The organism is Maricaulis sp. D1M11 (genome assembly GCF_047308265.1).
Lineage (GTDB): Bacteria > Pseudomonadota > Alphaproteobacteria > Caulobacterales > Maricaulaceae > Maricaulis.
The window spans coordinates 137,056-160,846 of sequence record NZ_JBKQWY010000003.1; the positions used below are offsets into that span (position 1 = coordinate 137,056).

The 23,791-nt window shown below is 60.8% G+C and carries 18 protein-coding genes; 7 read left to right on the top strand and 11 right to left on the bottom strand.

Going from position 1 to position 23,791, the window contains the following annotated elements; all coding sequences use genetic code 11:
* Window positions 1-178 precede the first annotated feature (178 nt).
* The gene (locus RMQ97_RS07005; RefSeq protein ID WP_413660143.1) at window positions 179-1,552 is read left to right on the top strand and encodes an L-serine ammonia-lyase; all 1,374 of its coding nucleotides are present in this window, start codon (window positions 179-181) and stop codon (window positions 1,550-1,552) included.
* Here RMQ97_RS07005 and RMQ97_RS07010 read toward each other — a convergent pair.
* The 5 genes from RMQ97_RS07010 to RMQ97_RS07030 all read right to left on the bottom strand — a co-directional run bounded on the left by RMQ97_RS07010 (window position 1,549) and on the right by RMQ97_RS07030 (window position 8,182).
* A complete protein-coding gene (locus tag RMQ97_RS07010) occupies window positions 1,549-2,613 on the bottom strand; it encodes an efflux RND transporter periplasmic adaptor subunit (RefSeq protein WP_413660144.1) in 1,065 nt (354 codons plus the stop codon). The genes RMQ97_RS07005 and RMQ97_RS07010 overlap by 4 nt on opposite strands.
* Window positions 2,614-2,628: 15 nt before the next feature.
* Window positions 2,629-5,715: an efflux RND transporter permease subunit gene (locus tag RMQ97_RS07015; protein ID WP_413660145.1), complete on the bottom strand. Its 3,087-nt coding sequence runs from the start codon at window positions 5,713-5,715 to the stop codon at window positions 2,629-2,631.
* 119 nt (window positions 5,716-5,834) lie between these two features.
* On the bottom strand, window positions 5,835-6,494 hold the full coding sequence (locus RMQ97_RS07020) for a CoA transferase subunit B (protein ID WP_413660146.1): 660 nt from the start codon (window positions 6,492-6,494) through the stop codon (window positions 5,835-5,837).
* Window positions 6,494-7,198: a CoA transferase subunit A gene (locus RMQ97_RS07025; protein ID WP_413660147.1), complete on the bottom strand. Its 705-nt coding sequence runs from the start codon at window positions 7,196-7,198 to the stop codon at window positions 6,494-6,496. The genes RMQ97_RS07020 and RMQ97_RS07025 overlap by 1 nt, the downstream gene beginning before the upstream one ends.
* Window positions 7,199-7,276: 78 nt before the next feature.
* Entirely contained in the window at window positions 7,277-8,182 is a 906-nt protein-coding gene (locus RMQ97_RS07030) for a YihY/virulence factor BrkB family protein (RefSeq protein ID WP_413660148.1), read from the bottom strand.
* Window positions 8,183-8,500: 318 nt separating this feature from the next.
* On the opposite strand from RMQ97_RS07030, the gene RMQ97_RS07035 reads away from it, so the two are divergent.
* Complete coding sequence (locus RMQ97_RS07035; RefSeq protein ID WP_413660149.1) at window positions 8,501-9,736, top strand: pentapeptide repeat-containing protein; 1,236 nt, start codon at window positions 8,501-8,503, stop codon at window positions 9,734-9,736.
* 12 nt (window positions 9,737-9,748) lie between these two features.
* Here the strand turns inward: RMQ97_RS07035 and RMQ97_RS07040 are convergent, their stop codons facing one another.
* Entirely contained in the window at window positions 9,749-10,879 is a 1,131-nt protein-coding gene (locus RMQ97_RS07040; RefSeq protein WP_413660150.1) for a CaiB/BaiF CoA transferase family protein, read from the bottom strand.
* A gap of 98 nt (window positions 10,880-10,977) precedes the next feature.
* Between RMQ97_RS07040 and RMQ97_RS07045 the strand changes: the two genes are divergently transcribed.
* Together RMQ97_RS07045 and RMQ97_RS07050 are read left to right on the top strand one after the other, a co-directional pair.
* Complete coding sequence (locus tag RMQ97_RS07045) at window positions 10,978-12,294, top strand: diguanylate cyclase domain-containing protein (RefSeq protein WP_413660151.1); 1,317 nt, start codon at window positions 10,978-10,980, stop codon at window positions 12,292-12,294.
* A 96-nt stretch (window positions 12,295-12,390) separates the two neighbouring features.
* Window positions 12,391-12,780, top strand: coding sequence for a VOC family protein (locus tag RMQ97_RS07050; RefSeq protein ID WP_413660152.1), 390 nt, complete (start codon window positions 12,391-12,393; stop codon window positions 12,778-12,780).
* Window positions 12,781-12,801: 21 nt separating this feature from the next.
* On the opposite strand, the gene mfd is transcribed toward RMQ97_RS07050, so the two are convergent.
* Window positions 12,802-16,293 (bottom strand): transcription-repair coupling factor, encoded by a 3,492-nt coding sequence (gene mfd / locus RMQ97_RS07055; protein ID WP_413660153.1) that lies wholly within the window; start codon window positions 16,291-16,293, stop codon window positions 12,802-12,804.
* A 19-nt stretch (window positions 16,294-16,312) separates the two neighbouring features.
* Window positions 16,313-16,609 (bottom strand): succinate dehydrogenase assembly factor 2, encoded by a 297-nt coding sequence (locus RMQ97_RS07060; protein ID WP_413660154.1) that lies wholly within the window; start codon window positions 16,607-16,609, stop codon window positions 16,313-16,315.
* Window positions 16,610-16,682: 73 nt separating this feature from the next.
* Here RMQ97_RS07060 and recG point away from each other — a divergent pair, with 73 nt between their 5' ends.
* On the top strand, window positions 16,683-18,764 hold the full coding sequence (gene recG, locus RMQ97_RS07065; protein ID WP_413660155.1) for an ATP-dependent DNA helicase RecG: 2,082 nt from the start codon (window positions 16,683-16,685) through the stop codon (window positions 18,762-18,764).
* Between the two features lies 1 nt (window position 18,765).
* Here the strand turns inward: recG and RMQ97_RS07070 are convergent, their stop codons facing one another.
* A complete protein-coding gene (locus RMQ97_RS07070; protein ID WP_413660156.1) occupies window positions 18,766-19,446 on the bottom strand; it encodes a DUF502 domain-containing protein in 681 nt (226 codons plus the stop codon).
* Between the two features lie 188 nt (window positions 19,447-19,634).
* Between RMQ97_RS07070 and RMQ97_RS07075 the strand changes: the two genes are divergently transcribed.
* Window positions 19,635-20,798 carry a DUF3089 domain-containing protein gene (locus tag RMQ97_RS07075; RefSeq protein WP_413660157.1) on the top strand — a complete coding sequence of 388 codons (1,164 nt, stop codon included), beginning with the start codon at window positions 19,635-19,637 and terminating at the stop codon, window positions 20,796-20,798.
* Window positions 20,799-20,801: 3 nt separating this feature from the next.
* Here RMQ97_RS07075 and kdsA read toward each other — a convergent pair whose 3' ends face one another.
* Window positions 20,802-21,662 carry a 3-deoxy-8-phosphooctulonate synthase gene (gene kdsA, locus RMQ97_RS07080; RefSeq protein ID WP_413660158.1) on the bottom strand — a complete coding sequence of 287 codons (861 nt, stop codon included), beginning with the start codon at window positions 21,660-21,662 and terminating at the stop codon, window positions 20,802-20,804.
* A 147-nt stretch (window positions 21,663-21,809) separates the two neighbouring features.
* Between kdsA and RMQ97_RS07085 the strand changes: the two genes are divergently transcribed.
* Complete coding sequence (locus tag RMQ97_RS07085; RefSeq protein WP_413660159.1) at window positions 21,810-23,267, top strand: cryptochrome/photolyase family protein; 1,458 nt, start codon at window positions 21,810-21,812, stop codon at window positions 23,265-23,267.
* Between the two features lie 65 nt (window positions 23,268-23,332).
* On the opposite strand, the gene RMQ97_RS07090 is transcribed toward RMQ97_RS07085, so the two are convergent.
* Window positions 23,333-23,788, bottom strand: a complete 456-nt coding sequence (locus RMQ97_RS07090) for a (2Fe-2S)-binding protein (RefSeq protein ID WP_413660160.1) — start codon at window positions 23,786-23,788, stop codon at window positions 23,333-23,335.
* Between the last annotated feature and the right edge of the window lie 3 nt (window positions 23,789-23,791).

Consider the following 23,791-nt stretch of genomic DNA (forward strand, 5'->3'; position numbering starts at 1 on the left):
GTGAATATTTCACCACACCCACGCTAAAATCGAAGGATTTTCGACGAACCAGCGGGGATTGCGCTAACATTTCCTGTAGTTTGTGGGTGCATAAAACAGACTTTCCAAACCCGCTCTGACCGGTCTAGTGTCGCGCGCAACGCCCGGCGATCAGATCGGGGCAGAGAGGAAAATTCGCATGCATTTCGGTGTCTTCGACCTGTTCAAGATCGGTATCGGCCCGTCCAGCTCCCATACGGTGGGCCCCATGCTGGCTGCACGACGCTTCATGCAAGCCCAGTCGGATCACGCCGTCAGCCGGGTCGAATGCGAATTATATGGGTCGCTCGCCCTGACCGGCCTGGGACATGGAACGGATACAGCGGTCCTTCTGGGTCTTGAAGGCAGTGATCCTGCCACAATTGACCCCGATGGCGTTGCAGACCGTCTCCGCCGGATTCGCAATGAGGGCAAACTCTCCCTCGAAACCGGCCAGACAATCGATTTTGTGGAAAAGCGGGATCTTCATTTTCGCGGTGATGTCCGCCTGCCCTTCCACTCCAATGCCATGAAATTGCGGGTCGAGAATGACCGGGGCGAGACCCTGGACGAACAGATCTGGTACTCCATCGGGGGCGGATTTGTCATCAATGAGGAGGAAGCCGGGCGCAACTCCGCGGCCGATGTCAAGGAAGGTGAACCCTTTCCCTTTGACAGCGCGGAGGAGCTCAAGGCCATTGGCGAGCGTGAAGGTCTCTCCATCCACCGCATCATGCTTAACAATGAATGCGCTTTCATGGACGAGACCGAGATCCGTGCCGGCATCGCCCGCCTCTGGGAGACGATGGAAGCGTGTATTGATCGCGGCCTGCGCGAGGACGGCATCCTGCCGGGTGGTTTGAACGTCAAACGGCGGGCACCCCAGCTCTATCGGGATTTGCGCGACAAGCCGGTTGCGCCGGAGAGCGATCCCCTCGTCGCGATGGACTGGATCAATCTCTGGGCCATGGCCGTGAATGAGGAAAATGCGGCGGGTGGCCGGGTCGTAACCGCACCCACGAACGGGGCTGCGGGTATTATTCCCTCGGTAGCGCGCTATTTTGATCGTTATCACCGCAATCCGCAGGACCATGAAGCCCTGCAACGCTTTTTCCTCACCGCCACGGCGATCGGAGCGCTCTACAAGAAGAACGCGTCCATTTCCGGCGCTGAGGCCGGATGCCAGGGTGAAGTGGGTGTGGCCTGTTCCATGGCGGCGGGCGCTCTAGCGGCGGCCATGGGCGCGTCGAATGACCAGATCTGTACGGCGGCCGAAATTGCTATGGAGCACAATCTGGGGCTGACCTGCGACCCGGTGGGCGGGCTGGTCCAGATCCCGTGCATTGAACGCAATGCCATCGGCGCGATCAAGGCCATCGACGCCGCGCGCCTGGCGCTGAAATCCAATTGCGAGGACATGAAAGTCTCGCTCGATCAGGTGATCGAGACCATGCGCCAGACCGGCAAGGACATGATGGAGAAATATAAGGAAACCAGCCAGGGCGGGCTGGCTGTAAATGTGGTGGAGTGTTAGCCCGCCTCGACAATTTCCTGCACTGTCCGCCCATCGCTCAGCGTTTCCGCACCTGAAACGACCACACGATCCCCGGCGTCCAACTCACCTTCAACCGCGATAAAACCGTTTTCCCGAACCCCGGGAATGACAGAGACCTGGTGGGCGATGTTCTCATCATCAACGATGAAGAGATGCGCTCCGCCGGCCCTGAGCACCAGTGCATCCTGAGGGGCTGCCAACTGAGTGCGGGTCGTTTCGGCAGGAAATGCTGCCCGGGCCGCAGATCCGACGATCCAGTCCGATCCGGCCAGATCTATGCGCACTTCGAACGTGCGTGACACGGCATGTCCGACAGGAATAATCGCACGGATCGGGGCCTCGACCTGCGTGCCATCGGCCAGGGAGAGAAAGACTGTCTGCCCGGTCTGCAGATAGGGCGCGATGGCAACCGGGGCCTGGGCCACCGCTTCCTTGCGCTCGACATCCACCAGACGCACGATATCCCGGCCAGGTGTGGACAACTCACCCAACTGGATCAAACGCTCGGCCACACGCCCTGTAAAGGGTGCGCGGATCTGGGTCCGGTCAAGTTCCAGACGGGCCCGGCTGAGCGCGCTTTCCGCAGCCCGCAAGGTCTGAACCGCCAGATCGCGTTCCAGGGTCACTTCGCGCAAGCGGGTCTCCGGCAGAGTCCCATTACTCACCAAGCGTGAAATCCGGTCAAACTCGGCCGCCTGATAGTCGGAATTCACGCGCGCGCGACTATGACTGGCGCGAGCATCTTCCAGCGCAATCCGGGCCTGGCGATCATCCATCTGCGCGATCGCCTCGCCTTCCAGGATAATATCACCCGGTTCGGCGATCGAAACGATACGACCCGTCGTCTCCGCCGCGATGCGGGCGTCAAAGCGTGAGACCACGCTGGCCGGCGTTGTGATCGTGCGCGTCATGTCGCGCTCCACGATTTCAGCCAGTCGAACCGTGGCCGGAGGCGGACCCTGCTGGGCTGTTGCCGACGACCCCATGATCAAACCCAGGCTCATCACCAGCGCCGTCCCGGAAAGCTTGAAAAACGTCATGTCCGTCTCCGTGGACTACTCAGCCGCCGCCGGAGCGGTCTGAACCGTCCGGGACGCGCGCGCTTCGCCCAGACGAAGCAGGCAGGGAATGAGGATAAGGGTGAAGATCAGGCTGACACTCATGCCACCCACAATGGCCGCAGACAGTCCGCGATAAATGACACTGCCCGGTCCGGGGATCAGAAGCAGAGGGAGCATGCCCAGAAGCGAGGTCAGCGTACTCATGAAGATCGGACGCAGCCGGATCCGCAGGGCCTGGTCCACCGCCTCTCGACGGGACAGGCCACGTCGCTCGGCCTGACGGGTCTGGTCGACCAGAAGAATGGCATTATTGATCACCAGGCCAAGCAGGATGATGAAGCCCATCATAGTCAACAGATCGATGACCTGGCCAATGCCGATCATGTTGAGAATGCGTAGCATCAGGACCCCGCCCACACTGGCCAGCGGGATGGAGACCAGAACGAGAAGACTGTCGCGCAAGGAACCGAACATGCCCGCGAGAATGAGGAAGAGCACCACGAGCGCCATGCCGAAATTCATCGCCATGGTGCGCAAGGCATTGTCGAGATCACGCGCGGACCCGCCCATGGTGATCGCACCGCCATTGCCGAGCTCCGCCTGGATTGCGGGTTCAACCTCGTTCCGGATCACATCGAGAATGCCTTCGAGGCTCTCACCCTCCGGCTGATTGACAAAGACCGAGGTCGTACGGCGGCGATTGAGACGCTGGATTTGCCCCACACCCACATCTTCCTCGACCGAGATCAGATCTCCCAGGGGAACGATGGCGCCCGTCGGTGTCGCAATCGGCAGGCCCGACAGCACATCCGGCGTCTCCCAGCCTTCTGCGCGCAAAATGACATTCATCCGGGTATCGCCGTCGAAATACTCCCCGATGAACTGGCCATCTCCGAGGATGGACACCAAAGAGGCAACATCACGACGGGCCCACCCTGCCTCCTGGATCCGGCGATCCACCGGGCGGAAAGTCAGGCGCGGTTGCGCCACGCCGGGCCGCGGATTGGCATTGATGTTCACACCGGGAAAACGCTCGCGCAGGATCTGCAGCGCGACCTGGGTGGCCCGGTCTCGCGCCTCCTGGTCCGCAGACTGGATATTGATCTGGACATTACCGCCCTGGTTGAAGCCGCCAAACAGGTCACCCTGTTGGGCAAAGGCAAACACATCGGGAATGCCAACGACGATCTCCTCGCGCACCAGACGTTCCAGCTCTGCAACCTGCGACTGGTCCTGGGCCCGGATACCGGCCGTCGCGCCTGTACCGCCGGGGAAAGTGCCGAAATAATAATTGCGCAGCGCCGGTTCGCGCTCCCCGGACATATAGGGTTCGAGGCGTTCAACAATCGTGCTCGCGACCTCGCTCTCGATCCAGTCCATGTTCGAACCGGGCGGGAAACCGAAAAACACATCCACGGCATCGCGCTTGACCGGTGGCAGATAGTCAAAGGCCGGCCGCATCAGCCAGGAGCCGGCGATGGAGACGACAATCAACACCCCGATGGTCGCCAGGCGGCGCATGGGATTGTCGGAAAAGGCCATGATCCGATCCGCCATGGAATTCAGAACGGGTTGCTGGCGCTCTTCGGCGCGATCCCGGACCCAAAGCTTCACCGCGACGGGCAGAACAGTAACCGAGACAATCATCGAGACAAACACACCCACCGCAATCGTCAGTGCCAGATCTGCAAACAATTGCCCCACGGCATCGCGCAGGAAAATCAGCGGCAGGAAGATCGCGACTGTTGTGATCGTCGACGCCAGCAACGCGCCCCAGACCTGGGCCGTTCCGCCCGCCGAGGCTTCGTCCGCCCCCTCACCCGCCTCGCGCCGGCGCACGATGTTTTCAAGCACAACAATGGCCGCATCCATCACCATTCCGGTCGCAAAGGCCAGCCCGGCCAGCGAGATGACATTCAACGTCCGCCCGAACAGGAAGAGCATGATCAGGGTCGATAACAGAGACACCGGGATGACGAGGGAGATGATCAGCGTCGCGCGCGCCCGGCGCAGGAAGAACCAGAGTCCGACAATGGCCAAAACCACGCCGACAAGAAGATTGGTGACGAGCAGATTGACCGCACGGTTGATAAACACCGAGGCATCAAAACTCGGCGCCATGACCAAACGCTGATCCGCCAGCAATTCCTCGTTGATCACCGCGACTTCCGCTTTCACCGCCTCAAGCGCGGCGAGCACATTGGCTCCGCCCTGACGACGCACCTCGATCCCCATGGCCGGATTGCCGTTTTGATAGGTGAAATTATTGCGTTCGCCATAGGCCACATCCACGGTCGCCACATCGCCCAGACGGACCGGTGACCCTTCGCGCCAGACAATTACCAGCTCACTCAGTTCGGCAGGCTCGAACTCACCCTCAAACCGCATCTGATAAGACCGGCGACCAATCTCCGCATTACCACCGGAGACGTCCTGATTACCGCGGATGGCTGCCGAGATCTGAGGCAGTGTGACCCCCAGTGACGCCGCCCGATAAGGGTCCACCGTGATCTGCAATTCCTCTGGCCGCAGCCCCCAGCCCACCTGAACCGAGGCGACACCGGGAATGGCTTCCAGCCGCGGAATGATCACATCGTCGACATAAGTGGAGTATTCATGGATTTCATTGGGATTGCCGGGCAGAGCCTGGAGGAAAAACCAGATCAGGCTTTGCTGGGCATCCCCGCCGCCAAATCCACCGACATTGGGACCAAAGGCATCCCGCGGCAAAGGCGGTAATTGCGAGAGACGATTGGAAATCTCGATCGCCGTCGCGGTCATATCGGTCTCCAGACCGAAGGTCAGATTGATGAACGCCGCCCCTTCAGACACGAAGACATTCATGTCCTCCAGTCCGGGCAGACCTGAAAGGGCCTGTTCCTGGGGTTCGACAATCTCGCTCTCCATCTCCATCGGAGAGGCCGACCGCCAGAACGTGGCAATGCTGACGGTGGGGCGTTCGATATCGGGAAAGAGCTGGATCGGCAGGCGTGTGAAGGCCACCACACCCATCAGAACGATCAGTGCAACAGCAACAAAAACCGCAGCAGGATATCTCAAGGATAGATTTGTCAGTGGCATGTGCGTCTCCCTCGCACACCACTCTTATCACCCCAATTCAAGTGTGGGATGAAACCTTGCTAACCCGGCTCACGCGTTCGTGAACCAGGTTAACAGGACTGTGTCTCGCGAAAAAGCGATCAGGCGGCTTCGTGTGCCACCAGATCTTCGGAGACCGTGTAGGCCGCCTCAGTAGAGGTTTTCACGTCCTCAAGGGTCACACCCGGAGCCAGCTCGATCAGTTCGAGCCCCTCGTCCATAACGTCAAACACGCCCAGTGTCGTGATAATGCGGTGAACGCATTTCTGACCTGTCAGCGGCAGATCACAGGCTTTCAAGAGCTTGCTTTCGCCCTTCTTGTTCGTGTGATCCATGATCACCACGACACGCTTCACACCGGCGACAAGATCCATGGCGCCGCCCATGCCCTTGACCAGCTTTCCCGGGATCATCCAGTTGGCGATGTCGCCCGTCTCGGATACTTCCATCGCTCCAAGGATGGACAGATCGATATGACCGCCGCGGATCATGCCGAAACTGTCCGCAGATGAAAAATAGGATGTGCGGCGCAGTTCGGTAATCGTCTGCTTACCGGCATTGATCAGGTCAGCATCCACGTCCTCTTCCAGCGGAAACGGACCCATGCCCAGCATGCCATTCTCCGATTGAAGGGTCACATCAATGCCGTCAGGAATATGGTTCGCCACCAGGGTGGGAATACCAATGCCCAGATTGACATAAAAGCCGTCCTGCAATTCCGCGGCGGCGCGTTCCGCCATCTGATCCCGTGTCCAGGCCATTACGCGGTCTCCTTCTCACGCACGGTGCGCTGTTCAATACGTTTTTCGAAATTGCCCTGGATCAGGCGCTGGACAAAAATGCCCGGCGTGTGGATCTGATCGGGGTCGAGCGCGCCCAGTTCAACGATCTCTTCCACCTCGGCGATGGTGACTTTGCCCGCCGTGGCCATCATCGGGTTGAAGTTGCGCGCGGTTTTGCGGAACATCAGATTGCCCTGCGGATCGGCTTTCCAGGCTTTCACAATGGAAACATCGGCTTTCAGGCCGGTTTCCATAATATAGGTCTCACCGTCAAATTCGCGGTGTTCCTTGCCCTCGGCAATCACCGTGCCAACGCCGGTTTTGGTGAAGAAACCGGGGATACCGGCACCGCCCGCGCGAATGCGTTCGGCCAGCGTGCCCTGCGGATTGAATTCCAGTTCCAGCTCACCGGCAAGGAATTGGCGTTCAAATTCCTTGTTCTCCCCGACATAGGACGAGACCATTTTCTTGATCTGCTTGGCATCCAGAAGAACGCCAAGGCCAAAACCGTCCACTCCGCAGTTATTGGAAATGACGGTCAGATCCTGGGTGCCAGCCGCATGCAGGGCTGCAATGGCATTCTCAGGAATGCCACACAGGCCGAACCCGCCGGCCATCAGGGTCATTCCATCAAACAACAGACCGTCGAGGGCCGCTTCAGCTGTGGGATATATCTTGTTCATGCCGACCTCTATCTAAACATGATGAGTCGTTCAGGTTTATATCGCAACCGCAGCAGAAGACCAGCCCCGTGGCCCGACTTATTCCGGTTGCGACGCGGAATTCTCGCGATGATGACGTTCAGCGGCATCAAGCTCGATAGCCAGCGCCCCGCCAAAAAAGACAGCGTAGGCTGACCAATAGATCCACAGGAGAAAGACGACAAGTGCGCCAAGTGACCCATAGATGCTAAAATCCACTACGTTATTGACGTAGATAGAAAAACCCTTCGAAAGACCGAGCCATAACAGGGTCGAGGTCATGGCCGCAACCATGGCGGCAGTCCAGGCGATGGCCGCCTCGCGCTGGCGCATCGCAAGGCGGTAAAGCAAGGTCAGACCGATCATCATGGTCATGGCCGCAGCCGTCCATTCATTCACGATCACACCGAAATCCAGGGGTTCGAGACCGATGGCCTCCATCGCCTGGCGCAGGGTCACCGGCACAATCAGGACAGCCAGATTGGCGGCGGCGAGCAAGGCCCCGCCGATCAGCACCGACACCATGGCCAGGATGTTGAAGTGGATCACATTGCGGATGTCCTTGTCCTCGGCGATGTGGTTCAAGCCGGCAATCAAGGCCTTGGCCCCTCGCGAAGCCGCAAACAGCGCAATGGCCAGCGCGATCGCACCCTGGGTGGACAGGCGTGTGATCGGCGCCTCTGCGATACTGGTCATCTGTCGCAGCATGAAATCCTGAGCCCCGGCCGGCATGATCTCGGCCAGGCGCGCCAGCTGGTCCTGGGCATCGGTCACAGAGAAGACAAGGCCATAGACTGCCACCGACAGCGCAATCGCGGGAAACAGGGCCAGCATGCCAAAAAAGGACGCGCCGCCGGCAAACAGCATCACATCCCGCGCCATGGACCGACTGATCGCGGCCACGGTGATCCGCAGAAAGGAGTGACGGCGCACAAAGCCCGCCAGGAAGTTTATCAGCTTGCCCATGCCGCTTCTTACCCCAAAGCCGGGCCATTGTGGACGCGGAAGACACGCCACGGAACAGATAAGTCATGAATGCGACAAAAAGAAACGCCGGTCATTGGGGGTGACCGGCGCTTCGGGGCTTTCAATTTGAGAGAGCTGTCGGACCGCGAGGGACTGTGTTGCCCGCCAGCTCTGATACGGACAATGACGCAGGGGCGCTGAACCCGACATGAACAGTTCGATCGTGTGCGTTCACCCTCACGGACCGCGCCCTTAGATGCTGATATCATTTATGATTATTCTCGCGATTTTCTTTTGATCGCCGCTAAAATACCAAGCATGAATCGAGCTGCTCCGAAAAACCTCACCGAACGTGCCCGCTCCTATCATCGCCTTGTGCGCGGTGAGACCGGAGGCGAATGGGTGGATTTCTCCGGTCATTCCGCAGAAGGCGCGGATTTTTCGGGTCTGGATCTGCGTGATGCCAATTTCAGTCGGGCGCGGCTGGCCGGTGCGCGGTTTGTGGACTGTATTCTCGATGGCGCTGTGTTTTTCGCTGCAGATCTGAAATCCGCAGACCTCTCGGGTGCGCGACTGGTCGGTGCAGATCTGCGAGGTGTTGATCTGACACAGGCGCGGCTTGTCGGCAGCGATCTCAGTGGCGCAAACCTGCGTGAAGCCGCCTTGCTGGACGGGCCACCCCTGACACGGGACAGCGGCGAAGATGCAGGCTCACCCGATCTGGCCTGGACCCGCCATGCGGTTCGGCCCGCCTGTCTTGACGGCGCCAATCTGTCCGGTGCACGCTTGGCACACGCCAGCCTGCACGGAGCCTCCATGATGGAGGTCGACCTGAGCGATGCCGATCTCAGCCGGGCTCTTCTGCCTAGGAGCCGCGCACGAAAAGCCCGATTTATCGACGCAGTCCTGACACAAACCCGATTGACAGGCGCCGATCTGCGCGACGCCGATATGTCGGGCAGCGATCTCTCTTGCGCAGATCTCGACATGGCCGAGACCGGCGGCATGATCACATCAGGAGAGACACAGGACTGGGTTACACTCACCCCGGCCGCGCTCGACAAGGCGATTCAGGCCCATGAAACCCAGTGCAAACGTCCAGGCGATGGCAAGGCCGCCGATTTCAGTGGCCATGACCTGCGCGCCTTGTCCTCCTTGCGCGGCCGGATCCTGACGGCCCTGGTCGCTCGAAACGCCAACTTGGCCGGCATGGACCTGAGCGGGGTTCAGCTGCAAGGCGCCCAACTCGCCGGATCGGATCTGCGAGGCTGTACGCTTGACGCTGCCGACCTGCGCGGTGCCGATCTGAGCGGCGCGAGACTGTCTCAGGCTTCCTTGACCCAAACCCGGCTGGGGCCGCTCACCCTCGCCGGGGGGCGACTTTATCCGGCCAATCTGCGAGACGCACAGCTGCGGTTCATCCGGGCCGAACAAGCGGATCTGAGTGGTGCGCGTCTGGACGGCACCGATCTGACTGGTGCCGACCTCAGAACCGCCAGCTACGACCCGGACGGCCTCTCCTCTGCGCGTACAGACGGCGCACGCCTGACCTGACCGGGATGACGCCTAGACCGCACCCGCGTCTTTCAAAGCTGCGATCTCGCCTGCTTCAAATCCCCAATCCGTCAAGACCGCTGAACTATCCGCACCAGGCCGGGGTGCCACAGACTGGATCTCTCCGGGCGTGCGCGAGAAACGCGGGGCCGGAGCGGGCTGAACCACGCCTTCATAATCCACAAGGGCAGCCCGTTCGGCCATGTGCGGGTGGGATCGGGCTTCCTCGTAGTTGAGGACGGGCGCGAAACACACATCCGTGCCTTCCAGGCGCTCGCACCACGCGTCACGGGTCCTGGTTTTGAAGATGGCCGCAAACCGCGCCTTGTGATCCTGCCAATTCGCGCCGCTCCAGTCCGCCGGCCAATCGGCGGGATCGAGCTCGAGCTTTTCGAGGAGCAAGGCGTAGAATTCCGGCTCCAAGGGACCGAGCGAGATGTGTTCGCCATCCGCACATTCATAGACGCCATAAAAGGGCGCGCCCCCGTCCAGAAGATTCTGGCCGCGCCGGGTCGACCACAATCCCATAGCCGCCAGCTGAAACTGCGAGGCCATCAGGGACGTCGCCCCGTCCACGATGGCCGCGTCCACCACCTGACCCTCCCCGCTTGCCCGCGCATGGGTCAGGGCTGCGAGAACACCAAAGGCGAGGTACATGGCGCCGCCGCCAAAATCCCCGACCAGATTGAGCGGCGGGACCGGCGTGTCCTGCGTCCCGATCGCGCCCAGCGCACCGGTCAGCGCGATGTAATTGAGATCATGGCCGGCAGCATGGGCAAGCGGGCCATATTGTCCCCACCCTGTCATGCGGCCATAGACCAGTTTGGGATTGGCCGTCAGCGCCACGTCCGGCCCCAGACCCAGACGTTCCATCACGCCGGGCCGATAGCCTTCGATCAGGATGTCCGCCTGGCCAATCATCCGGATCGCAGCGCGCACCGCTTCATCGGATTTCAGATTCAGCGCAAGAGAGCGCCGCCCCCGGGCCAGCACTTCGGCCGCACCGCCACCATGGGCACCGGGGCGATCGATCCGCACCACGTCCGCGCCCATGTCCGAGAGCATCATGGCGCAGAAGGGCGCCGGACCAAGTCCAACGAATTCCAGTACTTTAACGTCTTTTAGAGGACCTTTTGTTTTCATATCGACCGAGCTTCTTTTGATTCGTCTGTTTGCGTAGCGTGGCACTTGTGACAAAGTATCGAAATGATATTTCGGCCTATGGGGCCATGGGGGGTAGAATGGGACGGACTTTGGACGTCCTCATGTTTGGTGCGTCCGACCGGTTGTCTCATCTGTCTTCCGGGCTGGAAGCCCTGTCCCTCCATTGCCGATCCGTGCGGGCTGACAGCCCTGCCCCCATCAAGTCCCGGTACTGGGCTGCGGGTGTGATCATGGCGGACACCGCTGACGATGTCAGCGCCGGACTGGACGCCTTCAAACGTTTTGCCCACCGGGACCTGCCCGTCATTGTGCTCTCGCATGATCGATTTGAGCTGGATCCGCGTGTCGATAGCTGGATCCATGACCCGGCCCCGGCCATCCAGGTGGCCGCGCGCATCCGTGCCCTCTTCCGCCTGCACGCCATGGAAGACATCGCGCGCCGCCGGGCCGATGTGACCGCCCTCTATGGTCGCCGCCCCTTCGAGATCGAACCCATCGAGGGTGATCCGCAAATCCTTTATGTCGGCCAGGCCTCACCTCGTTTCATGGCCCTCCAGCATGTGATGGAAGACAGCGGATCGGAACTCACAGCGGCCTTTTCGTCCTATTCGGCCTTTGATTATCTGCACGAACGCCCGTTCGACGCTGTGGTACTCAATGCCGAAGGACAGACCGATTTTGCCTTCACCATTTCCTCGGCCATGCGTCGCAATGCGCGGCTCTATCACACGCCGGTCCTGCTTCTGAGCGAGTGCGATAACCGCGACAGTGCCGAAGAAGCCTATGCGCGCGGTGTCAGCGATATCCTGCCACGCGGTGTGGATGACAAGGATGTGCGCGACCGCGTCCACGCCCTCACACGAGAACGTCGGCGGCGGCGCGCTGCCAAGGCCGCGCTGGATGCCTGTCGGGATACCCGCACGCTGGATCACGAGACCGGACTGTTTCATGCCGGTTTCCTGACATCTCACCTGCAGGACCTGATCCAGATGTCCAAGGACACGCACTCCCCGTTTTGTGTGTGTGTGCTGCAAACCCTTCTGCCAGACGGTGTGGATGCACCGGACGAGACCTCAGCCGAGAAAGCCCGTCGTCAATTTGCCTCCATGCTGCGCCATTTGCTGCGCTCTGAAGACGCCGCGGCCCGGTTCGAACACGACACATTCATTGCCGTTCTGCCGTTCACGGATCATGTCGGGGTTGAACAGGTCGCCTCGCGCGTATCCGCCATTGCCGACTGCACGGCGTTTGAAAGCGATGACCCGCTTCATCCCTTCCGTCTGACGGTGCGCACGGCCGCGTCCGAAGCCCGGCCGGATGAAACCGCAGAAGCACTCATCGAACGCACACTCTCACGCCTGAACGCTCCGGCCTCTTCCGTCGCCGCCTCCTAGCACGCACGCGCCGCACAGCGGTTTCGGGCTGGCATGTCCGCGCAATCGCGTTAGTCTCACGCGACCAGCACACGGCAAATGTCTGAGGGGCTTCACATGAAAATGTACATCAAGAGCGTGACGGTTGATGACCAGAAAAAGGCGCTCGACTTCTACACCGGTACGCTGGGATTTGTGCTCAAACACGATATTCCGCTGGGCGAGTTTCGCTGGATCACGGTCGTTTCACCTGAGGAGACTGATGGCGTGGAACTGGGCCTGGAACCCAATCAGCACCCAGCCTCAAAAGCCTATCAAACCGCGCTCAAGGCGGATGGCATTCCCTGCACCGCATTCAGCGTCGACGATATCGCCGCTGAGGTGGATCGCCTGAAAGCCGCCGGTGTGACCTTTACCCGCGATCTGACCTCAGCGGGTGCCGTGACCATCGCCATCCTGGATGACACCTGCGGCAACCTCATCCAACTTGTGCAGTTCAACCAGTAACATTCGGATTTAAGACCGGAATCACCCCTGCGCCCGGGCCGAATTGGCGATATCCGCCAGCGGTGCGAGATGCCGTTCGATCGAGCGCAGGCGGATCTCCGGATCCTCCTGTTCGATCCGCAGGACCAGTGTGCTGTCAGGTCGCGCCTTGAACAACGCCTGGTGTTTCGACAAGTGCTGCACCAGTCCGGCCGGATCGACAAAGACCTTTCCACGGAAATGGATGACCGCGCCTTTGGGTCCGGCATCGATCTTCTCGATGCCCGCGTGTTTACACAGGACTTTCACCGCGACCACGCGCAACAGGGTCTCCACCTCCTTGGGCAGCGGTCCGAACCGGTCGATCAATTCTGCGGCAAATCCTTCACGTTCGGCCTTGTCGTCCAGGCTGGAGAGACGGCGATACAGATCCATCCGCACATCCAGATCCTCGACATAGCTGTCCGGGATCAAAACGGCGGCGCCGGCATTGATCTGGGGAGACCAGTCATTCTCGCCCTCGTCCTCGGTTTCACCGCGCAGTGAGGCCACCGCTTCCTCCAGCATGGACTGGTAGAGTTCCACACCGACATCCTTGATATGGCCGGACTGTTCCTCGCCGAGAAGATTTCCGCCGCCGCGCAGATCGAGATCGTGGGAGGCCAGATTGAAGCCCGCGCCCAGGCTGTCGAGGCTTTGCAGCACTTTGAGACGCTTTTCGGCGCTGTCGGAAATACGCTGCTGCATGGGCGTGGTGAGATAGGCATAGGCGCGCACTTTTGACCGTCCGACCCGACCGCGCAGCTGATAGAGCTGGGACAGGCCAAACCGGTCCGCGCGATGCACAATCAGCGTATTGGCCGTGGGCACATCAATACCGGATTCCACGATCGTGGTCGACAGCAGCACGTCATACCGACCCTCATAAAAGGCGGTCATGATGTCTTCCAGCGAGGTGGCAGCCATCTGACCATGAGCCGTGACAAAATTGATCTCCGGCACATGCTCGCGCAGGAAGGCTGCGGTTTCTTCCAGGTCCGAAATACGCGGCACCACGAAAAACGCCTGCCCGCCCCGGTATTTTTCACGCAGCAAGGCTTCGCGGATGCTGACCGGATCAAACGGCGCCACATAGGTGCGTACGGCCAGTCGGTCGACCGGCGGCGTGGCAATAATCGACAGGTCGCGGATACCTGTGAGGGCCAGTTGCAATGTCCGTGGAATGGGCGTGGCCGTCAGAGTCAGGACGTGCACATCCGCACGCATCTCCTTGAGGCGTTCCTTGTGGCGCACGCCGAAATGCTGTTCCTCATCGATCACCAGCAAGCCCAGATCGGAGAAATCGACGGTCTTGGCCAGCACGGCATGCGTGCCCACAACAATGTCCACCTGCCCGGCTTTCAGCTCGTCCCGGGTGGCCTTGGCTTCCTTTGCCGAAACCAGTCGGGAGAGCTGGCGCACCTTGACCGGCCATCCCTTGAAACGATCCGTGAAGCTCTTGAAATGCTGTCGTGCGAGCAGGGTTGTCGGCGCGATCACCGCCACCTGACGCCCGCTCATGGCCATCACGAAGGCGGCCCGCAGTGCAACCTCGGTCTTTCCGAAGCCCACATCACCACAGATGAGACGATCCATTGGACGGCCCTTGGCATAATCGCCAAACACATCCTCGATCGCATTGAGCTGGTCATCCGTCTCGGCATAGGGAAAGGCCGCACAGAATTCGTCATAGGTGCCTGTGGCCGGCTCGATGATCTCGGCCTTCCGGGACAGACGCTGGGCTGCGATCTTGATCAGCTCGTCAGCCATGTCGCGCAGGCGTTTCTTGGCCTTTGCCTTGCGCGCCTGCCAGGCCACACCGCCCAGCTTGTCGAGCTGAGCCGTCTCATTGTCGGAGCCATAACGCGACAGGAGTTCGATATTCTCGACGGGCAAATAGAGCTTGGCCTCGCCGGAATAGACCAGCTCGATACAGTCGTGCGGCGCATCGCCTACGGGCAGGGTTTTCAGTCCGACAAACCGGCCGAGCCCATGATCGGCGTGAATAACCAGATCGCCAGGCGACATGGATCCCGCCTCGACAATAATATCCGCGGATTTGCGCTTGCGTTTGGGCCGGGCCAGGCGGTCACCCAGAATGTCCTGTTCGGACAGGATGGCCAGGTCTTCGGTTTCAAAGCCCCGCTCGAGCGGAAGGACTGCCCTGAGCACCGCGCCCTTGGCGGCAGAGCGGACATCGGCAAAGGCGACAGCATGCTGGATCGCACCCAGCCCGTGGTCAGACAATACCGAGGCCAGACGATCCGACGCGCCGCCGCTCCACGAGGCCAGAATGACCGTTTTGCCCGCAGCACACAGTTCGCGGACATGTTTCGCGGCAGCATCGAAAACATTGATGTTATCGGCCTGGCGCTCTGCTGCGAATGTCCGGCCCTGACGCCCGTTCAGCTCAATGATATCGTCCCCGGGCTCCACAAACGCCGTGAAACGACGCACGGTGCGGCCACGCAATGAGGCCATCCAGCGTTCGGCATCCAGATAGAGTTCTGAAGGGTCAATCGGGCGATAGACCGTGGCGCTGAGACCGGATTTGGGACTGTCATCGGGCTGGACATCACGCGAGCGGAAATAGTCCGTGACCTGGTCTTCGCGTTCTTTCAGCGCGTCATCCACCAGACCATCGAGCGCGATCAGTGCCTGTGTTCCCAGATAGTCGAGCGGCGTTTCCATCGTATCGTGGAACAGGGGCAGCCAGTGCTCGGCTCCGGCCGGTCGTATTCCCGCGCTGACGGCATCATACACCGGATCATCGCCCCGCGCGGCGCCAAAGCGACGGACATAGCCCGTGCGAAACCGCGAAATACTGTCAGCATCCAGGAACACCTCGCTCACAGGCAGGAATTCCACGGATTTGAGCTGACGTGTTGTGCGCTGGGTCTCTGGATCAAACGCCCGGATGGATTCGAGCGTATCGCCAAAGAAGTCGAGACGCACGGGGTCTTCCGTGCCGGGCGGGAAGGCATCGATCACACCGCCGCGAATGGCAAAATCACCCGGCTCAACGACGGTGGCCGTACGCGAATAGCCATTGGTGACAAAATAGGCTTTGAGAGCCTCATCATCCACGACACCGCCGGATTTCGCAGCGATACGCGATCCGGCCATGACCGCGCGTGGCGGACAGGCTTGTGTCATCGCATTGATGGTGGTGATGACGATCTGCGGCGCGGTTTCGTCCTCGCTCCGCGCAGCCAGACGGGCAAGCGTCGAGGCCCGGCGGGCGGCGACCCTAGGAGACGGAGAGATCCGGTCATAAGGCTGGCAGTCCCAGGCCGGCAAACGCAGGACCGGCAGATCCGGGGCGAAGAATTCCAGCGCAGACGCCATCGCCGCCGCTCGGCTGTCATCGCGCGCGATGAAACACGACACTCCGCCGCGCAATCGCGCCATATCGGAAAATGCCAATGCATCCAGGCCTTCCGGTGCACCACACACCGTCAGCAAGCCTGGCTGACGCGCCAGATCCTCGTTCATCACAAAATGCCTTCAGTCGTTAGGTCGCGCCGGGACCATCGCCATCCGCCGCATGATCCGCGACCGGAAAGGCCTTTATCGCAGCAAACAGTGGTGTGTCGAACTCCGCCGGCAGGGGTTGGCGGCCGAGATACCAGTCATAGATATCCCCATCCGCTTCATCCAGCAGGGCTTCGAACTGGTCGACTTCGTCGGCGCTCATCCCGGCAAGGCGAGCATCGGCAAACCGGCCGAGAATCAGATCGGCTTCCTTGAAGCCGCGACGCCAGGCCCGCAACTGCAGACGCTTGCGCTGAATGTCCAATGTCGTTTCCATGAGAGCGATATAATCCCACCCAGGCCTGACGTCGATATCTGGCCTTCGGCTTTTGGCACGATAAGGTGCACACATGCGCCCCGAGATTCTTTTTCCCCTGTTCCAGGATGTCGTCAAACTGCCCGGCATTGGTCCGCGCCTGGCGCTGTTGCTTGAGAAGCTTGCGGGGCCGCGGGTGAAGGATGTGCTTGTTCACAGACCAACAGGAATTGTGGATCGCTCCCGCCGCGTGACCATCGCCGAGGCCGATAATGGTGAAATCGTCACGATTCTGGCGCAGGTGGATGAGCATATCCCGGGACGCAATCGCAATGCTCCCTACAAGGTGCGCCTCTATGACCCATCGGGCTTCATGCATCTGGTGTTTTTCCATGCGCGTGGCGATTATCTGAGCAAGCAATTGCCGGTAGGCCAGACCCGGCTGATCTCGGGCAAGGCGGAACGTTTCGGCTCGGAAATCCAGATGGTACATCCCGACTGGATGGTGAGTGAGGACGAGGCGGAAACATTGCCGCAGCTCGAGACGATCTATCCCCTCACAGCGGGCATAACACCCAAGACCATGCGCAAGGCGGCCCTAGGCGCGGCGAAGCTTGTCCCCGACCTGCCGGAATGGCTGCCCGCAGAGCTGATCAAGGCTCGGGACTGGCCACCCGCCACGGAGAGTTTTCGTCGGCTCCACTCGCCACAGGCCGTCAGCGATACTGAAGCAGACGCCCCGCATCGCCAGCGCCTGGCCTTTGACGAGATTTTTGCCCGCCAGCTGGCCCTGCAAATCGCCCGTTCCCGCCGCAAGGCCCAGCCCGGCCGTGAACTCGACGGACCAGACGACACGGTGAAGTCCGTTTTCGCATCCGCACCGTTCACGCCGACCGGCGCCCAGACCCGCGCGTTCAATGACATCCGCGCGGACATGGCGGCCTCCGCCCGCATGACACGTCTCCTTCACGGTGATGTCGGTGCTGGCAAGACCTTTGTTGCGGCGCTGGCCGCCGCCCAGGCCAGGGCAAGCGGTGTGCAAACCGCGCTCATGGCACCAACAGAGATTCTAGCGCGCCAGCATGGGCAGACACTCAAGGCACTTCTCGAACCCGCCGGCATACGCACGGCCGTGTTGACCGGACGCGACAAGGGCAAGACCCGCGCGGCCCTTCTAGACGGCTTGCGCACCGGTGAGATCGATGTGGTTGCAGGCACGCATGCCCTGTTTCAGGACGGCGTGGAGTTCAGCGATCTGGGCCTTGTCATTATCGATGAGCAACACCGGTTTGGGGTCAGTGACCGCATGCGCCTGACAGCCAAGGGGCGTCATCCCGATACGTTGGTCATGACGGCCACGCCCATCCCGCGCACGCTGGCCCTGTCCGTCTATGGCGATCTGGATGTCTCGCGGCTGGATGAAAAACCCGCCGGTCGGCAACCCACCGATACACGCATGATATCGATGGAGCGACTGGACGAGATCGCTGACGGAATCCGCCGGGCCGTCAGCAAGGGGGACCGGGTCTATTGGGTCTGCCCGTTGGTGGAAGAATCAGATGTCTCCGATCTCTCGGCGGCAGAGGAACGCCACCGCTATCTCACGGCACTCTTGGGTGACCGCGTGGGTCTGATCCACGGACGTATGAAGCCGGAAGAGAAGGAAGACGTGGCGCTCGATTTCCGGGCCGGCAAGATGGATGTCCTGGTCGCCACGACGGTCATCGAGGTCGGCGTGGATGCCCCCGATGCCACCATCATGATCATCGAACACGCCGAACGGTTTGGCCTCGCCCAGCTGCACCAGCTACGCGGACGTGTTGGGCGGGGCGACAAGGCCTCCTCCTGTATCCTGCTCTATCGAGGTCCTCTGGGAGAGACCGCACGGGCCCGGCTCGACACATTGCGCCATTCAGAGGACGGGTTCGAGATTGCCGAAGAAGACTGGCGACTGCGCGGCGCCGGCGATGCACTGGGACTGCGTCAGAGCGGATTGCCCGACTACGCCCTCGCCGACATCGAAGCCCATGCCGATCTCATCCCCGTGGCCAATGATGCCGCCAAACTGGTCATGGCGCGCAATTCAGAACTGCTTGGAGAAGACGGCGAGGCCCTGCGCTGCCTGCTCTATCTGTTCGAGCATGACCGTGGCGTCAGACGCCTTACCTCCGGCTAGCTTAGCGATCCTCGGATCGGGAAACGCGATCCGCAATCTCGCCGGCCACAGCGTCCTGCGTGTCTTCCGGCAGTTTGTCTGGCGTGACCAGACCGAAGGAAATGATCAGCTTTGCGGCCTCCTCAACGGAGAGATCGACCGCAATCGTATCGGCGCGGCTGACATAAAGCAGAAAACCGGACGTCGGATTGGGCGTGGTCGGAACAAAGACACCAATGACATCATCGCCCAGCTTGTCCTTCACAGGTCCGCGTCCCTCGGCAGAGACAAACGCGACCGCAAACAAGCCCTTCATCGGATACTCAATGAGGACGACTTCCTTGAAACTCTCCTGGGTGCCCGAAAACACGGTTTCCACGATCTGTTTAATTGCGCCATAGACGTTGCGCACCAGCGGGACGCTGTCGACAATGCGTTCCCACAGGCTGATCAGCTGGCGACCAAAAAAATTGGCGGCAAATGCCCCCAACATGGTTAGCAGGATCACGGCAATCGCCACGCCCAGACCTGGAATAGTGAACTCACCCGGCAGATAGGTTTCCGGATTCCACCGTTCAGGGATCAGCGGTTTGACCACCCGATCGACAAAACCGACAAAGGAGATGACCAGGAAGACCGTCACGCCCAGCGGCGTGGCGATGACAATGCCCGTCAAAAAACTATTGCGCAGCCAACGCAGCATGCAGACCTCGTGTGTGTGAGTATCCGGTCCGAACGAACCGGAAGTCGGTTCAACCACCCCGGATCACTACCTTAGGCGATGCATCCCATCCCGCCAATCGCTTGCACACCCGCGGCGGACGCGAAAAGATGGGATGAATCAAGAAAGGGTCAGCCGTGCTGCGCAAAAGCCTGACATTCTGGATCACAATGTCCGGAGCCGCCGCTTTTCTCATCCTGCTCAGCCTTGCCAGCTGGGTGTTCCGCGACCGGGTTTTCCAGACCTTTCAGGATCCAGGCGTGCCCTTTCAGACCTATACTCCGCCAGACGGCGCCGATTATTCAGACGCCTCGGGCTGGTACGCTTATGGACCGCTGATCGATGAAAGCCAGCCAGCGGTGTTTTTCCTGCATTCGACCACCTATACCGGCGGAGCCAATTGGGTCGCCGAACTCGACAAGGAAAGCGCGGTCGAAGCCGTCGAACAGGTCATTCTGCCCAATTATGCTGCGCCTTTCGCCCAGTCCGGCGCGCTTTATGCCCCGCGATACCGTCAGGCAGCACTCTACGCCTTCATGAACAATCGCGAGGACAGTATTCTTGCGCGTGAATTTGCTCACGCCGATATACATCGGGCCTTCGATGCCTTTCTGACCCAGATCGGTCCGGATCGCCCGTTTGTTCTCGCCGGTGTCGGTCAGGGCGGCATGCATACTCTCGGCCTCCTCATGCAGGAGGTGTCTGGGGATGAGGCGCTGATCAAACGACTGGCCGCCGCCTATATCATTGATGCACCGGTACCGCTGGACCTGTTCACCGAGGCCCTCCTGCCGCTTCGTCCGTGTGAAACCGAAAGCGATGTGCGGTGTGTTCACGCCCATTCCTGGGCCCATCCAACCGAGGAACGGCGTTTGCGGGTCATGACCGAGCGAATGATGAGCTGGACACCGACCCAGGGCTTTGACCGCGTCGAAGGACGTGGCTTGTTGTGCACCAATCCCGTGCTCGGCGCACGCACCGAAGAATACGCCCCTGCTCGCCTGCACCGTGGTGCCGTGGCCGCAGAGGGCTTTACCGGCGATGCCACACCCGCCCCGATGGGCAATCAGACCAGCGCACAATGTGTGGACGGGATTTTGCTGACCGAACGCACACGCTCCCGCGTTTTGCGGCGACCCGACCGGCTGGCGGAAGAGTACCGGGTCCCGCCCTTCAATCTGTTCTACGAGGATCTGCGCGTGGACGCGGCCCGGCGGGTGTTCAACCTCCAGGCCGTTCTACTGGAAGAAGCGCGCTGGGCGCCGCCCTTCGACGATGTTGAAGAGGTGGAGGAAGCGCCCGTCGTGCCGATCCCCGATCGGGCGCAATACTGACGTCTAGGCCAGGGATTTGGTCAGACGATCATAATCCATCAGGGATTTCACCAGATCCTCGAACTCGGCCAGGGGCACCATGTTGGGGCCATCGGACGGTGCGTTATCCGGGTCCGGATGCGTTTCCATGAAAACAGCGGCCACGCCCACCGCCACAGCCGCCCGGGCGAGCGGCGGCACGAATTCGCGTTGTCCACCTGTGGACGAACCCTGACCACCGGGCTGCTGGACGGAGTGCGTGGCGTCGAACACCACCGGTGCGCCCATGGCGGCCATGATCGGCAGGGAGCGGAAATCGGTGACCAGCGTGTTGTAACCAAAGCTGGCGCCGCGCTCACAGGTCAGGATTTTGGTATTGCCCGCTCCGACAATCTTGCCGATCACATTGCGCATGTCCCACGGAGCCAGGAACTGGCCCTTTTTGACATTGATCACCTTGCCGGTCTCAGCCGCAGCGATCAGCAGATCGGTCTGGCGACACAGGAAAGCCGGGATTTGCAGAATGTCGACGGCCTGGGCCGCAATCGCGCACTGCTCGGCCGAGTGGATGTCGGTCAGGATGGGCAGACCCGTGGTTTCGCGGATCTCGGCAAAGATTGGCAGGGCGGCCTCCAGTCCAACCCCACGCTTGCCGGACAGGCTTGTGCGATTGGCCTTGTCAAACGAGGTCTTGTAGACCAGCTGAACGCCCAGCCGCTCGGACATTTCCTTGAGCGCCTGCGACACTTCCAGACCATGTTCACGGCTTTCCAGCTGGCACGGACCCGCAATGATCGTCAGCGGCTGGTCATTACCAATCCGGATCGGCTCACCGGACGGGCGCGGTACCTCGACAATGGCATCAGGCTGGGTGGTATCAGTCATGTCTTCAAACTCCATCAGGGCTGGAAAAGGGTGTGCACCGCCCCGGTCCGAACCGGCATTCTGCGTCAAATGCGTTCGGCATTCATCCAGATATTGCTGGCAGACGTAAAAAGCCAAACCATGAAAAGCAAGTGATAAAGCGTGCCCATGACCAGCCCCTCCCCGTGCCTCGTCTGGTTCCGCCGGGACCTTCGTGTGAGCGATCACCCTGCCCTGCACGCCGCTGTACAGACCGGCGCTCCGATCATTCCCGTCTTTATTGAAGACGAAACCCGTCCGCTCGCACGCGGTCGCGCCAGTCAATGGTGGCAGCATCACGCCCTGAAAGCCCTGTGCGAACAGCTTGAAACGCGCGGCTCCCGGCTCATTCTCCGTCGGGGTCAAACCGGGGCGATACTGGACGAGCTGATCACAAGCACAGGCGCGCAAGAACTTGTCTGGATACGCACGGAAGAACCGGTTCTGGATGATCTGGATCGGGCACTCGCCACAAGACTGACAGAGCGAGGCCTTCAGGTCCGCGCATTCCGGTCGCGTATTCTCCACGCCCCGGATCAGGTCCTCAACAAGCAGGGCAAGGATTTTCGTGTCTTCTCGGCCTTTTGGCGGAGCGTGGAACCGGGTTTACCGGATCAGCCCCCCTTGCCCGCGCCTGACCGTCTGCTGGCGCCCGATGCCTGGCCACACAGCGAGGCCCTGGACACCTGGGGTCTGCTGCCCCAACAACCGGACTGGGCTCAGGGTTTGCGCGAGACCTGGACCCCTGGCGAGATCGGAGCCCAGGCTCGGCTGAGCGCCTTCCTCGATCAACGCATTGCAGGTTATGGTGTCGATCGCGACCGGCCCGACCTGGATATGACGTCCAAACTCTCCCCCCATCTGGCATGGGGCGATATTTCACCGCGAGAAGTGCTGCAGGCCACCCGCCATCACCCGGCCGTCCTGGACCAGGCCGCCGATACCCGCAAATTTCTGTCCGAACTCGGCTGGCGCGAATTCTCACACTATCTCTTGTTCCACAATCGCGATCTGGCAACGCGGAATTTCAATCCAGCCTTCGACGCCTTTCCCTGGGCCAAAGATGCCGACGCGCTTGGGCGATGGCAGACCGGACAGACCGGCTACCCGGTGATCGATGCAGGGCTGCGCGAGCTGTGGGCAACCGGATACATGCACAACCGTGTGCGGATGATCTGCGCCTCCTTCCTCGTCAAACACCTTCTCATCGACTGGCGTGACGGGCTGGCCTGGTTTGATGACACGCTCGCCGACGCCGATTGCGCCAATAATCCGGCAAGCTGGCAATGGGTCGCGGGAAGCGGAGCCGATGCGGCACCCTATTTCCGCATCTTCAATCCGGTCACCCAGGGCGAGAAATTCGATCCGGACGGTCTTTATGTGCGGCGCTGGGTGCCAGAGCTCTCACGCCTGCCCGCACGCTTCATCCACCAGCCCTGGCAGGCCCCCGCCCTGGTCTTGATGGAAGCCGGTGTCCAGCTTGACGAGACTTATCCGTCCCCGATGATCGAATTGAAAACCGGCCGGGACCGGGCGCTAGCCGCTTATGAGACCGTGAAGGCGGCGCGCCAGCCCTCAGCCAGGTGACCGCACAAAAACACCCCGAAGGCCGGACCCTCGGGGTGTCTTCATTTTCGATCTGGAGCCCGGCCTCAGAGATTGCCGGCCGCCTGCTTGATCGCTCGGCGAATGCTCATATACGTCGCGCAACGACACAGATTGCCGCTCATCGCTGCATCAATATCATCATCGCTGGGGTTGGGCGTCTCTTCCAGAAGATTGATCGCCGCCATGATCTGACCGGACTGGCAATACCCGCACTGGGGCACATCCAGAGCCGTCCAGGCATTGCGGATCGCCGTGGCTGCCGCGCCGTCCTTGCCTTCGATCGTGGTGATCTCCGCGCCATCGAGGCTGTCATGCGGGGTCACACAGGCCCGCGTCGGAAATCCATCAACATGCACGGTACACGCGCCGCACTGAGCGACACCGCACCCGAACTTGGTGCCGGTCATCTGCAAATGATCCCGCAGAACCCACAGAAGCGGCGTGCCTTCCGGCGCGTCGACCGTACGGTTTTCACCGTTGATATTCAGGGTCACACTCATGGG

Excerpts from the sequence above, each read along its gene's own strand:
- RMQ97_RS07005 (WP_413660143.1), top strand. The coding sequence starts at position 179 with ATGCATTTCGGTGTCTTCGACCTGTTCAAGATCGGTATCGGCCCGTCC.
- RMQ97_RS07010 (WP_413660144.1), bottom strand. The coding sequence starts at position 2,613 with ATGACGTTTTTCAAGCTTTCCGGGACGGCGCTGGTGATGAGCCTGGGT.
- RMQ97_RS07015 (WP_413660145.1), bottom strand. The coding sequence starts at position 5,715 with ATGCCACTGACAAATCTATCCTTGAGATATCCTGCTGCGGTTTTTGTT.
- RMQ97_RS07020 (WP_413660146.1), bottom strand. The coding sequence starts at position 6,494 with ATGGCCTGGACACGGGATCAGATGGCGGAACGCGCCGCCGCGGAATTG.
- RMQ97_RS07025 (WP_413660147.1), bottom strand. The coding sequence starts at position 7,198 with ATGAACAAGATATATCCCACAGCTGAAGCGGCCCTCGACGGTCTGTTG.
- RMQ97_RS07030 (WP_413660148.1), bottom strand. The coding sequence starts at position 8,182 with ATGGGCAAGCTGATAAACTTCCTGGCGGGCTTTGTGCGCCGTCACTCC.
- RMQ97_RS07035 (WP_413660149.1), top strand. The coding sequence starts at position 8,501 with ATGAATCGAGCTGCTCCGAAAAACCTCACCGAACGTGCCCGCTCCTAT.
- RMQ97_RS07040 (WP_413660150.1), bottom strand. The coding sequence starts at position 10,879 with ATGAAAACAAAAGGTCCTCTAAAAGACGTTAAAGTACTGGAATTCGTT.
- RMQ97_RS07045 (WP_413660151.1), top strand. The coding sequence starts at position 10,978 with ATGGGACGGACTTTGGACGTCCTCATGTTTGGTGCGTCCGACCGGTTG.
- RMQ97_RS07050 (WP_413660152.1), top strand. The coding sequence starts at position 12,391 with ATGAAAATGTACATCAAGAGCGTGACGGTTGATGACCAGAAAAAGGCG.
- mfd (WP_413660153.1), bottom strand. The coding sequence starts at position 16,293 with ATGAACGAGGATCTGGCGCGTCAGCCAGGCTTGCTGACGGTGTGTGGT.
- RMQ97_RS07060 (WP_413660154.1), bottom strand. The coding sequence starts at position 16,609 with ATGGAAACGACATTGGACATTCAGCGCAAGCGTCTGCAGTTGCGGGCC.
- recG (WP_413660155.1), top strand. The coding sequence starts at position 16,683 with ATGCGCCCCGAGATTCTTTTTCCCCTGTTCCAGGATGTCGTCAAACTG.
- RMQ97_RS07070 (WP_413660156.1), bottom strand. The coding sequence starts at position 19,446 with ATGCTGCGTTGGCTGCGCAATAGTTTTTTGACGGGCATTGTCATCGCC.
- RMQ97_RS07075 (WP_413660157.1), top strand. The coding sequence starts at position 19,635 with ATGTCCGGAGCCGCCGCTTTTCTCATCCTGCTCAGCCTTGCCAGCTGG.
- kdsA (WP_413660158.1), bottom strand. The coding sequence starts at position 21,662 with ATGACTGATACCACCCAGCCTGATGCCATTGTCGAGGTACCGCGCCCG.
- RMQ97_RS07085 (WP_413660159.1), top strand. The coding sequence starts at position 21,810 with ATGACCAGCCCCTCCCCGTGCCTCGTCTGGTTCCGCCGGGACCTTCGT.
- RMQ97_RS07090 (WP_413660160.1), bottom strand. The coding sequence starts at position 23,788 with ATGAGTGTGACCCTGAATATCAACGGTGAAAACCGTACGGTCGACGCG.